Raw genomic sequence first — 13,903 nt, forward strand, 5'->3', positions numbered from 1 at the left:
TTAGCTGCTGCATCGATATCTGCGTCCGTAATGGCGGCACCACTGCTCGCTGCTGTGAGGCGTCCTTGCTGATCGACCGAAATCGTGGCTCTGTTGTAGGTGCCAGGCGTGACGTTGGTGTCGGCGAGATTAATCGTGCCAGTGCCAGTAATTGGCCCACCAGTTAGACCTACGCCGGTATTAATCGAAGTGACGCTACCAACGGCCGGTGCGGTCCACGATGCAAGGCCGTTGGCATCACTGGTGAGGACTTTACCCGCACCGGGCGCGCCACCTTGGATCTTGATTTGACCGACGAGGTCGAGTTTTGCTGAGGGCTCAGTCGAGCCGATGCCGATGTTACCGGCATTGACGATGTCTTTGCCGCCTACGTTCCAATTGGCACTTAGGGGCATGGATCCATCACGACGCAGCGCCAACGTATCGACGTAGCTCTTTGATGCTGCGTCACTTGGGTCTGCAGGCGTGGCAAGACCAGTAAGGGCCTTGCCGTTAATATCGAGGTTACCGCCCAACGTATCTCCCGCTTTGTTGAGCGGTGCGAAGCCTAAAGCATCTTGTTTGGTGTTGAATGTGGACCAATCAGTAGAACTCAAATAACCAGAAGCTGTACCGCTAGCCTTAGCGATGCTAATACTAGGTGCTGTACCTGACCCAGCGACGGTGATGGGGGCAACACCGCTCAGTCCAGTTACAGCAGCCGGATTTTGGGAGACTAACTGCGTGGCATCGATTTTTTTCCACGTAAAGCCGCCGCGACCATCACTGGTCATGACGCTACCATCGATAGCTCCGCTGTCCATTTTAATGCGAAGCTTGCCACTCGTGTCACTGTACTCGAAGTGAGTTTCATCTACTGGGATGCGCAGCGCCAGTGGCGTATAGAGAAAGCGCTGGCGGGGATAAGTTTTGCCGGCGGCAGTAACTTCGATATAGACAGCGCTGGTGCCGTTACCAAACACTGCAGCAAGATCAGGACCCGACAGTGGGAGATCAATGGTGAAGACGCCGTTGCTTAAATTGACGCCGGGTTTATTGATACTGCGACCGCGTTGCGCGCCGTCAGTGGCAGCACTCCAGAAACTCACATCGATATCTACTGTGCCCTCAACGGGAGCGCCGTTGGCTTGTGTGAGACGGCCTGCGTAATTCACGCTGAAAGTTTCTTCTCCAACTGCAAGCGATGGTCCTGAGAATAGAGCTACGACCAAAACAGCAACGAGCCACATCTGTCTGCGTATCGCAGCTGTGACCAGGGTCGGTGAGTTGGTGTGTACAGTGCTCATCGGATCGGGCCTAAGCTTTCGAGAGGAGGACGGAATGTCCCTCTTTTCCCTCAAAGACTTGGTTCGTCAGGGCTTGGGCGGATCTTTAGAATTATTTTTTAGTTCTTGTGATTTCATTGGGTTGCGGTGAGTTGAAAGCTGGTGGGCTGAGGTAGCGTTTGTCCGTTTTTCTTGCCGTTTTCCAGTAGGTGTAAATTGTGGTCAAATCTGTGGGTTACACCTTGGTTTTTTGGTATCTTAAATTTAGTCAAGATTTTAGCTACTTGTGTTCTACCTGGGCCTTGGAGTGATTGGGATCCAGCATGACCAAAAAGTCACTAAGCAAAGCGCAGCGCTCTAAGATTGTGACGACAATTTTGGGAATTGCCGGCGATGTGGAGGCGATATACCTCTACGGATCGATGGCGCGTGGCGAAGGGCGAGACGATAGCGATATCGATATCGCTATCATGCGACTAGCGCCTATAGATGCCAGCCTTGCCCTAGAATTGCGCACAGAACTCGGTGCCGCACTTAGTCGCGATATTGATTTATTGGATCTCCGTAGGACTCCGACCGAGATGGCTTTTCAGGCAGTGACGGACGGCATCTTACTTCACGGTGAATCTGATCCCGCGGTGGCATTGTACGAAAATAGCATTATGTCGATGTATGCCGCACTGCAGCTTGAGCGTCGCGAAATCATCGCCGACATTGTAGCAAGGGGAAGTGTCTATGGCAGCTGATCCGGTGATTTTGCGCAAAGCTCAAATTATTGAGCGCTGCATTTTGCGTATACGCGAGGAAATGGTGGGAGCTAGTTCCATCGAATCGATAAGTCAAACTAAGCAAGATTCCGTTCTCTTAAACCTTGAGCGTGCATGCCAAGCATGTATCGATCTGGCTATGCGCATCGTGCGGATCAAGAGACTAGGGATTCCCACAGAATCGCGAGAGGCTTTCTCCTTAGTTAAACAGGCAGGTCTTTTGACTGATAGCCTCTACAAGGAAATGGTGGCCATGGTTGGTTTTCGCAACACGGCCGTGCACGATTACCAGGGATTAAATCTCAAGATCATTGACGGCATTGTTCGCGATCACCTGGAGCACTTCTTGGAATTTGCGTCAGTCGGGATCAAACTGCAGTGACTAGGGTTTGTCGTTAGTGGAGCCGGTGGCTTATCTCGCGTGATCTGGTAACCAAAGGAGACTGGCGTGAAACTAGGAGGCAGTAATCTTGTAGCAAGCATCTTTAGATAATTTTAACGCACCAAAAATGCGTAATCCTCAGCGATTGCGGTAAGATTAGCCGATACGTTGATTGACCCGGCTGGATAAGAAATAGCATCAACGTAAGAGACCCCAGGTTCGCTCGCCAGAGCACCCACACCGCATTCATTCCAGCCCGCTGGATGAAGCCTGTATTCCGACAACATGGCTCGCTCCTGGGACGAGCAGGTTGCATCATACCCATCGTAATGATGTAAATATAGGCCATTGCCAATTATGGAATCTCGTCCGTCGTCGAGCAAAACAATTGCCGCAGCACTGATTTGTAGTCCACATTGGGTCCAATTGGTTGTCAAAAACTGCCCCCATGTTAGAGGAGTGGCGGAATAAGTGTGGACAGCGTAGGCCGTTAAGTTGAGGCGTCGAATAAGGATCTGAGTACCAGCAACTGCTGAGTAAGCTGTGGATTTTGCATCCGCCGCGTTGAGATTTGTGGCGTCGCCAAGGGTCGTGGAGTCCTTATAAATCAGCTGATCATAACCCCACCGATCAACGCTATCGGTTCCCGATATTTTTGCTATTAAAGTCCAGCCGCCACCATTTGTGGTCATTTCGCAGTAGACTTTAAAAGCGCTATCACTTGGCTTGATCCAGTAGACACCGTCGCCAGTGTCACCAGTATAATAACCTCCGTTCTTGTAATCCTTACATGAAGCGGCATAGGAATTGTCAGAGTATTTTCTACCGTTTGTATCATTGCCAACGATCGCAATGGATGGCTTGACAAACATCCCAGCATTAAATTGAGACAGTCCATTAGCAGGGATGAGCGATCCGGCAGTCACAGCTATGTGCAGGTAAATTTTGTCTCGATTTATCATAGGTCAATCCGGAAAAAATATTATGGCCAAAATTCCGCTGCATCAGGGCGCTGTGGTCCCTACAACTACGTATTGCCATCTGAATTGGTAGTCTGCCTTTCGACGTTGTTTGTGAAAAAATTTGAGGACTTAATTTCAAATGCGTGTCGGTCGTTCATCACCGCATCGTGATCACCATGGTGTCGGCTTCTTTAAATGTCGTCGATGCTGCCAAACAGGCAGTGGTGCTATCACAAAACCCTATCTGATAGGCACCGTAGGTATGCCACCCAGCCCCACAGGTATCATTGACCGGTCCCATGGAGACTGTCCAAAGCGTATCACCGGCGCAGCCTCCGTAAATACTCGACAAAAATATGCGACGTGTATAGTAAGCATGGCCATCAAGAGAAAAAAAGTTTGCGGCTGCCGAAGTAATATCCGTATAGGAACTAGCCAATACCCTACTACGATCGACCCAAGTATACTTAGTGGCACCGCTAGCATTTAACTTGACATAAGCCTTCATACTACCTGAAAGAAATATCTCGAGTCGCGCCTGAGTGAAATTACTGACATAGGAATCTACGAGATAGCGGGACACATAATCTTGAGTTTCTCTAGTTGCTTTGTTTGCAGCGGCAGTGTTGGTAGTGGTCGTCGTATCCCAGAGGACGTAGGGATCATTGGCGACGCCTGAAGTATGCTTAAAGATCACAGTCCAGCCGCCACCGTCCGTGCTCATATCACAGTAAACTTTAATTAGCATACTCCCGGGCTTGATCCAGTAAACGCCGTCCCCAGTGCTCCCGTAATAGATGGCGTTATTAAGGTAATCATGGCAGGTGATACCATAGGAACCATCGGAATAATTTCGGCCAGTGGCATCGTCACCCACTAGAGACTTCGGTGCCCGAACAAACATGCCCGCGTTGAACTGGGCCATCCCCGTTGTCGCAATGCCTGCTAGAAACAAAATTGCTGCATGATACAGTGTTCTGACCATCAAATCCCACCCTCATTGAAAGTCTTTGACCCACGATACGTACACCGTCGATCCGGCCTTTATAAAGGTGGCTACGGTGTCCTTACCTGCCGTAACGATCAGCGGACACGCTGGGTTACATTTAAACGTCAATCCTGTGCTGGCAAATGAGTAAGACCCTCCAACAGAGTTGTTGAAGGCCAGGGTATAGGCGCCACCGTCGACAAAAGAGCCATCTGTGAATGTTATAGCGCCGGCGGCAGCGCTTGTCGTTTGTACGTTACCGGCATTCCAGTCTATCGTGGCACCGCTGTTCGTCGCGAATGCACCCGCAATCTGACCGCCATCTACTTTAAGTTTTGCGCCCGGGGTCACTGTTCCGATGCCGACGTTGCCTGTTGAGGTAAACCAAGCTACATCAGTCGCACCCTGACTTATGACTACTTTACCTGTCCCAGCAGTCTTAAGTCTGACATCGTTGGGATCATAACCAGTTGGACCACGCTCAAGACCGTGGCCACTATTACCAAGGTAAATGGCGCCACTACCTAGACCACTATTGCCTACTTTAATGGCTGCTGAAGCACCCACAACATCGAGCAGATACGATGGTACTGTGGAGCCAATCCCGACGTTACCGCTCCAATCTTGCCAGCTGACTCGCTGATTGAAGAGTAGACTGACAAGTGACTGCCCTGTTGCCGGGACAGGTGCTGTAGTCGCAGGAGTTGGCTTGTCATACAGAACGGCGCCACGCGTGCCACTGATGTTGAGATTCCATGTTGGGTACTCATTTTGCTGCAGCTTTAAATAAATGTCTGTGGATCCGTCAGTATTGTAACAGCCAAGGAGGTCATGCGAATCTGCGAGCACTTTACCCACCACGGTGCCAGTGACTGCGAATGTTGGGTGTGATCGGTTGGCGACTAGGATATCGATTGTACCTAACTGATCGTATGCCATGTTGCCGAATTGGCCGGTAATGTGGACAGAGTCACCGTTGGCGAAACTGGAGTTGGGACTCAGTGTTGCCAATTTGTAGTAGGTGGTTGTCTGCGTGATGAAACCATTGTAGCCAGAATCTGGATTTGTGCTGGAAAAATTGTAAACTGAGCTGCTTCCAGCAAGGATCGTCGAGCCTATTTTTAAAGACCCAGAAACATCTAGGGTTTTCGATGGAGCTGTGGTGCCTATACCGACGTTGCCAGCGCTGAGGACCGTTAGTTTTCTGTTCACATCCAGTAGTCCAATAGGCGCGGTGGTGGCGATACCGACGTTGCCAGCGCTGAGGACCGTTAGTTTTCTGTTCACATCCAGTAGTCCAATAGGCGCGGTGGTGGCGATACCCACGTTCCCATTGGCAGCAACGAGCTGATTCGCGCCCACCACTAGCCCGTTGGCGGGTAGGTTAAGTGTGCCACTCATCGTGTCACCTGAGCGGTCGACTTTAGTCGAGGCATCACCCGTGGCGCTGACAGTGACTCCACCGGCGGTGTTGCTGATATTGATACCAGTGCCCGCTGACAGCGTGGCTAGAGAATAGCCAGATCCATTGCCGATGGGGATTTGGCCGTTTGCTGGCGTCGTTGATAGGCCTGTACCACCGAGGCTGGTTCCAAGAGTGCCGGAAGTGATTACTGTGGCACTGAGTGGAGGTATATCCCCGGGATCTAAAGTCGTTCCGGACCTGACGCGACCTTTGACGTCGTATGTGACTTTTGTTGAAGTTCCCGCAAGAGCGACACTAGCGAGCGTTGCCGAGGCAGACCCCGCGCTGAAGGCTGAAGTGCTGACATCACCTGTAAGCGTAGTTAGATAATTGCCGGCGGCTTGCTTACCGTTAAATGTGTTCCAGTCTACAGCGCTCAGATAACCTGGCGTCGTCGTGTTCGCCTGCGTTATTGAGATGACCGGTGTGCTTGTACCTGTCGCAATGGAGATCGGAGCCGTGCCAGTGACACTGGTGACCGTACCGCCACCGTCCGATGCCCAACCAAGATTACCGGCGCCATCCGTTTTTAGCACTTGTCCAGCTGTACCGTCGGTTGCTGGGAGTACCCAAACTTTGTCTGAACCGATGACGTCTGGTGCTTTGAAACCGACGTAGTTGGTACCATTGGCGGCGAGCTCGTCAAAACGCATTTCGCCCGTATTACCTACTGCAGTGCCGTAAGGTTTAGCCTCGTAGCCAGCTTGGGTATTTGATGTCACAGAGGTGAAAGCAGCAGAGTTGGGAGTGGTCACGCCGATGGCACCCGGTGCAGCCCAGTTCTCACTCCCGGCTGCACCAAGAGCCACGGCGGCAGTGCCGTCCCAGTACTTCACCTGGCCGGTTGACTCATTAAACCAGGTTTTGCCTTTATCAGCAGTAGTGAGACCAGCTGGGTCAGTTGTGTTGCTGCTCAGTGCCAGAGTCTTAGACGCAGCCATCTGGATGTTGCCGGTATTCGCAAGATCAAATCCACCAGTGTTTAGAGCGCCAGCCATAGTGTCGCCCGATTTATTGACCGGCGTATATCCGAGAGCGTTTTGTTTAGCGTTAAACGCGCTCCAATCGGACGAACTTAGGTAACCATTGCTCGATCCACTAGCCTGACTGATACCGATGGTGCCAGTGACGGTGCTATAGGTGATCGGTGCGCTGCCTGAGAGTGCTGATATGGCTCGTGCTGGAGTGAAGTACTGGTTTGTGCCCTCAGCTACAGCAGTCGTTGTGAGTGTCTGCCAAGTCTTATCACCGCGCCAGTATTGCGACATCGTGCCACTAGCGATCGTCGGTTCTTTGCCAGCTAGTGATGTGCCGAGGCCGCTAATCTTAGTCTGAGCGATGTTAGCTGCTGCATCGATATCTGCGTCCGTAATGGCGGCACCACTGCTCGCTGCTGTGAGGCGTCCTTGCTGATCGACCGAAATCGTGGCTCTGTTGTAGGTGCCAGGCGTGACGTTGGTGTCGGCGAGATTAATCGTGCCAGTGCCAGTAATTGGCCCACCAGTTAGACCTACGCCGGTATTAATCGAAGTGACGCTACCAACGGCCGGTGCGGTCCACGATGCAAGGCCGTTGGCATCACTGGTGAGGACTTTACCCGCACCGGGCGCGCCACCTTGGATCTTGATTTGACCGACGAGGTCGAGTTTTGCTGAGGGCTCAGTCGAGCCGATGCCGATGTTACCGGCATTGACGATGTCTTTGCCGCCTACGTTCCAATTGGCACTTAGGGGCATGGATCCATCACGACGCAGCGCCAACGTATCGACGTAGCTCTTTGATGCTGCGTCACTTGGGTCTGCAGGCGTGGCAAGACCAGTAAGGGCCTTGCCGTTAATATCGAGGTTACCGCCCAACGTATCTCCCGCTTTGTTGAGCGGTGCGAAGCCTAAAGCATCTTGTTTGGTGTTGAATGTGGACCAATCAGTAGAACTCAAATAACCAGAAGCTGTACCGCTAGCCTTAGCGATGCTAATACTAGGTGCTGTACCTGACCCAGCGACGGTGATGGGGGCAACACCGCTCAGTCCAGTTACAGCAGCCGGATTTTGGGAGACTAACTGCGTGGCATCGATTTTTTTCCACGTAAAGCCGCCGCGACCATCACTGGTCATGACGCTACCATCGATAGCTCCGCTGTCCATTTTAATGCGAAGCTTGCCACTCGTGTCACTGTACTCGAAGTGAGTTTCATCTACTGGGATGCGCAGCGCCAGTGGCGTATAGAGAAAGCGCTGGCGGGGATAAGTTTTGCCGGCGGCAGTAACTTCGATATAGACAGCGCTGGTGCCGTTACCAAACACTGCAGCAAGATCAGGACCCGACAGTGGGAGATCAATGGTGAAGACGCCGTTGCTTAAATTGACGCCGGGTTTATTGATACTGCGACCGCGTTGCGCGCCGTCAGTGGCAGCACTCCAGAAACTCACATCGATATCTACTGTGCCCTCAACGGGAGCGCCGTTGGCTTGTGTGAGACGGCCTGCGTAATTCACGCTGAAAGTTTCTTCTCCAACTGCAAGCGATGGTCCTGAGAATAGAGCTACGACCAAAACAGCAACGAGCCACATCTGTCTGCGTATCGCAGCTGTGACCAGGGTCGGTGAGTTGGTGTGTACAGTGCTCATCGGATCGGGCCTAAGCTTTCGAGAGGAGGACGGAATGTCCCTCTTTTCCCTCAAAGACTTGGTTCGTCAGGGCTTGGGCGGATCTTTAGAATTATTTTTTAGCCCTAGTGATTTCAGTGGCTTATATCGCATTATCCGGCCGTCACTGTGGTTGAGCCGTGTCGTTTTCTGTGAGAGGTGAATTCTTCGTAAAATTAGCTGGTTGCATTGACTCTGGAGAACCCAACAAACCCGGCTACTTAGCGACTACCTTTGGTTCGCGGCTACCCTAGTAAATTGGACTAGACTCCAAAAAACTCATGAGTAAATTGGACTATAGTCTAATTTACTCAGGTGACCAAAGGAGGCTGACCTCGTGCGTTATTTGACGGCACACATTCAAAGCGTGATGAAGCGTAAGATGATCTTCATTGGTGGTCCGCGGCAGGTGGGCAAAACGACGCTTGCGCTCTCTCTGCTTGGTCAAGGAGTCGAGCCCGATCATCCAGGGTACTTGAATTGGGATGCTCCTGGTATTGCAGCAAGTCTTCGCAAGGGCGTTCTACCGGCAGATGAACCGTTAATTATTTTGGACGAGATTCACAAATACAAGAACTGGCGTAACTTAGTGAAGGGTCTTTACGATACCCAAAAGACGAAGCGAGACTTTATTGTCACGGGCTCAGCGAGGCTAGACTACTATCGCAAGGGCGGTGATTCCCTCGTTAATCGCTACCGTTATTTTCGCCTTCATCCCTTTTCTTTACTCGAATACGACCCCGGTGGGGAGCAGCGTTCGTTGCAGGAGCTACTACAGTTTAGTGGATTTCCAGAACCATTATTCACTGGGGACGTCCGCGAGCATCGGTTTTGGCAGAGAGATCGATTGTCTCGCGTAATCAGGGAAGATCTTCGCGATTTGGAGCGAGTAAAAGAAGTGTCCCTCATTGAGGCTTTAGTAGATCTCTTGCCATCTAAGGTTGGGTCGCCACTGTCGATTCAAAGTTTACGTGAAGATCTTGAGGTCGATCATAAGACGGTGTCGCGATGGATCACTATATTAGAGAACTTATATGTTTGTTTTCGAATCGCGCCCTTTGGATCACCCAAGATTCGTGCCGTTAAAAAGGAACAAAAACTGTATCTTTGGGATTGGTCGGCAATTGAAAGCGAGGGTGCTCGTTTTGAAAATCTGGTGGCCAGTCAACTTCTGAAGTTCTGTCATTTTCAGGAGGATACCGAGGGGCATAAAATGGAGCTAAGGTATCTGCGTGATACTGACAATCGCGAGGTAGATTTTGTAGTCATCAGGGATAAAAAGCCACTATTCGCAGTGGAAGTGAAATCATCAGATACGAACCTGAGTCCGAGTCTAAAGTACTTTGCTCAGAGGACTCAGATACCTCATTTCTTTCAGGTTCATCTTGGAAGCGCTGATTACGAAAAAGATGGAATCCGTGTGCTTCCATTTAGCAAGTTTTGCCAGCTTTGGGAGTTGCCTTAAAAGGCACGAGTTCTCTTTAGTCAGACCCTGCGATGTATTATGTCGATGTATGCCGCACTTATGTGTATTCGCGAGGAATAGGTGGGAGCCAGTTCCATCGAATCGATAAGTCAAACCAAACAAGATTCCATTCTCTTAAACTTGGAGCGTGCATGCCAAGCCTCTATCGATCTGGCTATGCGCATTGTGCGGATCAAGAGACTGGGCATTCCCACAGAATCGGGAGAGGCTTTCTACTTAGTTAAACAGGCAGGTCTTTTGACTGATAGCATCCACAAGGAAATGGTAGCTATGGTTGGGTTTCATAATTCAGCCGTACATGACTACTAAGGATTGAATCTCAAGATCATTGACGGCATTGTCCGCGATCACCTGGAGCATTTCTTTGAATTTGCTTCGGTTGGGATCAAACTGCAGTGACTAGGGCTTATCATTGGTGGAGCATATATATTTCACTGTGGAATAGGCGCATGATGCGTCGTTGTAAGTGATATTTGATGACGAGAAGGTGAACTGACCAAGCCAACAGTTAGCAGTGTAGTCACCACTCGGCTCACTATACACGCTATCACGCAGCCACCAGCGTCCACCATCCGCAACACGCCAGTCGCTACAACCTGGGCTATAATGCACGGGGTTCCTCATATTGCAACCGCTGTAGTTACCGCCATCGGATGCCTTGTACACACCGGGTACTGTAGCGAAATAACTCGAATCGTAGCGCGCAAGTATTGAGTCCCAGTGAGATTTGCTGCGTGGCATCACGATGTCCATGCCCAGAGCTTTGCAGGAGTTGTTATCCGTGACACGATAGGTTTGGAGGCCGTTAGCGATCGGGTAATAAGTCCAGCCACCGTTCTCAGTGGTCATGTCACAGGTAACGTTAAAAGGAGCAATGGCTCCGCCACTCCCATCCGGATCGATAGTATAGGTGCCGTCACCGATGTCCCCCGTGTACTGATAACTAGAGTTAGCCGGCGGATTTTTGTACACGTAACAGCTTTTTGCAAATGTGCCATCGGCCCAGTTTCGCGACGATCCGTTAAGCACTATCCCAGTGAAGGATGTCCATACGCAAGTCGAGTAGCCATCGCTCGATTTAACCCATCCAGTGCCGCTGCGGCAAATACATGTTGAATAGTTGGCGGTAAGGGCAATGGCCGTATCCTTAGAGGCATCGCAAGCGTAGGGTGCTGCAGATTTTTTTGCTAATTTCATCATGCCGTTTATGTCCATTTCCACGGCTGGAGCCGCAGTACCAACTCCGACATATCCATTAGCCAACACTAGTTGCGTGGTGCCTGCAACTAGTCCGTTCGCTGCGATGTTAAGTGTGCCAGTCATGGTGTCACCTGATCGACTGACCTTAGTCGATGCATCAGAGGTAGTGGCACTCAAGGTAATGCTACCGGATTGGTTTAGGACGCTTATACCAGCGCCCGCTGTGATCGTAGCGAGCGTGTATCCCGTGCCGTTACCGATAAGAATTTGTCCATTGGCTGGAGCTACTGAGGTTCCGGTACCACCGTAGGCAACAGGCAGATTTCCGGAGGTTATCAGGGCAGCGCTATGTGGCGGGATGTCCGCTGCATCTAAAGTAGCCCCCGTCATCACGCGCCCTTTGACGTCATAAGTAACTTTAGTCGATGTGCCCCCCAGGGCAACACTAGCTAGCGTCGCCGTGGCAGATCCCGCGTTGAATGTCGAGGTCGTGACGTCACCCGTTAAGGCGGTGAGGTAGTTACCAGCAGCTTGCTTACCATTAAAGGTATTCCAGTCGGCAGCATTCAGATAACCAGGAGTGGTGGTGTTGGCCTGTGTCATGGAGATCACAGGAGTGCTAGTCCCTGTAGCGACGGATATCGGGGCCGTACCAGTGACGCTGGTGACCGTACCGCCTCCGTCGGAGGCCCAGCTTAAGTTGCCGGCGCCATCTGTTTTAAGGACTTGGCCAGCTGTGCCGTCAGTTGCTGGAAGTACCCAAACTTTGTTGGCGCCGATAACGTCCGGTGCTTTAAAACCGACGTAGTTGGTGCCGTTGGCGGCGAGCTCGTCGAGGCGTACCTCGCCCGTATTACCTGCCGAAGTGCCGAAAGGTTTAGCTTCGTAGCCCGCTTGAGTGTTTGACGTGACAGACGTGAAAGCACCAGAGTTGGGAGTGGTCGCGCCAATGGCACCCGGTGCAGCCCAGTTGGTGGCGGGGAGCGTTGTGCTCTGCCAGGTTGTACCATTTGATGTTAGGACATTACCGCTGGCACCAGGGGCTACGACCTGCACGGGACTGGTGCCGTTGCCGAGGATGACGTTGTTTGCAGTGAGCGTAGACGCTCCGGTGCCACCGTTAGCTACACCAAACACACCCGAAGTTATGGCCGCCGTGCTGAGTGGTGGGATATCGGCTGGCACTAGGGTGGTGCCACTCGTGACGCGGCCGTAGGCATCGGTTGTAACTTTAGTGTAGCTTCCAGCAGTACCTGTCGCTGCGAGGCTCACAGTGGCTGTACCACTCGCCGTTGCCACGGAGATGCCTGTGCCCGAGGCCACGTTTGCAACTTTATTTGAGAAGGTTGTGAAGTCGGTATTGGATAAGAGGCCTGCCGTCACAGAGGCTGCCGATGCCATCGGAATATTGAGCGTGTGCGTGTCGCCGAGAGATGACCAAGCCGGCGCAGCGCCACTTGTACCTGGATTAGCAAACACCTGACTGTAGCTACTTAGTCCATTCAGAGTCCCGACACCAGATCCTGCAACACCCAGTGGCTGTGCCGTGCTGCCATCCCAGTATTTGATTTGATTGGATGTCGTGTTGTACCAAGTCTTGCCTTTATCTGCAGCAATAAGGCCAGCTGGGTCAGTTGCGTTGCTGCTGAGAGCTAGGGTCTTAGACGCAGCCATCTGAATATTACCGGTGCTGTTAATATCGAATCCACCGGCGTTGAGTGCGCCAGTTAGCGTATCGCCCGCTTTATTGACCGGCGAGTAACCAAGATCGTTTTGCTTTGCGTTAAATGTGCTCCAATCAGTGGAGCTTAGATAACCATTGCCTGATCCACTGGCCTGACTGATACCAATCGTACCAGTGACGGTGCTGTAAGTGATGGGTGCGCTGCCTGATAGTGAAGACATAGCTCGCGCTTGCGTGAAGTACTGATTGGTACCCTCAGCCACTACAGTCGTATTTAGCGTCTGCCAGGTCTTGTCACCGCGGTAATACTGCGTATTTGTGCCCACTGTTACCGTGGGCTCTTTAGCGGCAAGATCTGTCGTGAGTCCACTGATCTTGGACTGAGCGATGGCCGCACTAGCAGCGACGTCAGCATCGACGATGGCTGCTGCACTTTGTGCAGCCGTGAGTCGACCCTGCGCATCGACGCTGATATTGGCGCGCGTATAGCTACCCGGTGTGACGGCAGTGTTGGTCAGAGATACCGTGCTTATCCCATTCGCTGTGTTTACCGAGATGCCATTGCCCTGAGCGACGTTGCTCACTTTGTTTTTAAAATCCGAGTAATCAGCATTAGAAATTAAACCCGCCGTGACGTTTGTCACTGATGCCATCGGGATATTGAGCGTGTGGATATTGCCAGATGAGCTCCAATCGGGAGCATTACCAGCTGTGCCAGGTATGGCCAAGGTTTGACTGTTCCCGGATTGTCCGTTGAAGCTTTGCAGCCCTGATCCTGCGACGCCAAGCGTTTTAACAGTGGATCCATCCCAATACTTGAGCTCGTTACTGGTGCTGTTAAACCACATCTTGCCTTCGTCAGCGTCACCACTTAGTGCTGGATCCGAAGCGTTGGGGCTCAGGCCAAAGACTTTGGCACCGACCATGACGAGATTGCCAGAGATTGTGTCGCCGGCTTTATTTAAGGGAACGTAACCGAGTGCATTTTGCTTGGTGTTAAACGTGTTCCAATCGGTCGCGCTTAGGTAACCATTGCTTGTACCGTTGGCCTGGGCGATG

The 13,903-nt window shown here is 51.6% G+C and carries 7 protein-coding genes and 1 pseudogene; 4 read left to right on the top strand and 4 right to left on the bottom strand.

The window, feature by feature from the left end; translation table 11 throughout:
- Nucleotides 1-206 (bottom strand): annotated as a pseudogene (locus FJ146_17430) (hypothetical protein).
- Nucleotides 207-1,588: 1,382 nt separating this feature from the next.
- On the opposite strand from FJ146_17430, the gene FJ146_17435 reads away from it, so the two are divergent.
- Nucleotides 1,589-2,011 carry a nucleotidyltransferase domain-containing protein gene (locus FJ146_17435; GenBank protein ID MBM4253752.1) on the top strand — a complete coding sequence of 141 codons (423 nt, stop codon included), beginning with the start codon at nucleotides 1,589-1,591 and terminating at the stop codon, nucleotides 2,009-2,011.
- A complete protein-coding gene (locus tag FJ146_17440) occupies nucleotides 2,001-2,414 on the top strand; it encodes a DUF86 domain-containing protein (GenBank protein MBM4253753.1) in 414 nt (137 codons plus the stop codon). Before FJ146_17435 ends, FJ146_17440 begins: the two co-directional genes overlap by 11 nt.
- Nucleotides 2,415-2,527: 113 nt before the next feature.
- Here the strand turns inward: FJ146_17440 and FJ146_17445 are convergent, their stop codons facing one another.
- The 3 genes from FJ146_17445 to FJ146_17455 form a co-directional block, all read right to left on the bottom strand.
- Entirely contained in the window at nucleotides 2,528-3,376 is an 849-nt protein-coding gene (locus FJ146_17445; protein ID MBM4253754.1) for a hypothetical protein, read from the bottom strand.
- Between the two features lie 157 nt (nucleotides 3,377-3,533).
- A complete protein-coding gene (locus tag FJ146_17450) occupies nucleotides 3,534-4,361 on the bottom strand; it encodes a hypothetical protein (protein ID MBM4253755.1) in 828 nt (275 codons plus the stop codon).
- A 12-nt stretch (nucleotides 4,362-4,373) separates the two neighbouring features.
- Nucleotides 4,374-8,456, bottom strand: a complete 4,083-nt coding sequence (locus tag FJ146_17455) for a hypothetical protein (protein ID MBM4253756.1) — start codon at nucleotides 8,454-8,456, stop codon at nucleotides 4,374-4,376.
- A 400-nt stretch (nucleotides 8,457-8,856) separates the two neighbouring features.
- Here FJ146_17455 and FJ146_17460 point away from each other — a divergent pair, with 400 nt between their 5' ends.
- Nucleotides 8,857-9,939, top strand: coding sequence for an ATP-binding protein (locus FJ146_17460; GenBank protein ID MBM4253757.1), 1,083 nt, complete (start codon nucleotides 8,857-8,859; stop codon nucleotides 9,937-9,939).
- Nucleotides 9,940-10,020: 81 nt separating this feature from the next.
- On the top strand, nucleotides 10,021-10,269 hold the full coding sequence (locus FJ146_17465; protein ID MBM4253758.1) for a DUF86 domain-containing protein: 249 nt from the start codon (nucleotides 10,021-10,023) through the stop codon (nucleotides 10,267-10,269).
- Nucleotides 10,270-13,903 lie beyond the last annotated feature (3,634 nt).

The sequence above is a fragment of the Deltaproteobacteria bacterium genome, assembly GCA_016874735.1.
Lineage (GTDB): Bacteria > Bdellovibrionota_B > Oligoflexia > Oligoflexales > CAIYRB01 > CAIYRB01.

Excerpts from the sequence above, each read along its gene's own strand:
- FJ146_17435 (MBM4253752.1), top strand. The coding sequence starts at position 1,589 with ATGACCAAAAAGTCACTAAGCAAAGCGCAGCGCTCTAAGATTGTGACG.
- FJ146_17440 (MBM4253753.1), top strand. The coding sequence starts at position 2,001 with ATGGCAGCTGATCCGGTGATTTTGCGCAAAGCTCAAATTATTGAGCGC.
- FJ146_17445 (MBM4253754.1), bottom strand. The coding sequence starts at position 3,376 with ATGATAAATCGAGACAAAATTTACCTGCACATAGCTGTGACTGCCGGA.
- FJ146_17450 (MBM4253755.1), bottom strand. The coding sequence starts at position 4,361 with ATGGTCAGAACACTGTATCATGCAGCAATTTTGTTTCTAGCAGGCATT.
- FJ146_17455 (MBM4253756.1), bottom strand. The coding sequence starts at position 8,456 with ATGAGCACTGTACACACCAACTCACCGACCCTGGTCACAGCTGCGATA.
- FJ146_17460 (MBM4253757.1), top strand. The coding sequence starts at position 8,857 with ATGATCTTCATTGGTGGTCCGCGGCAGGTGGGCAAAACGACGCTTGCG.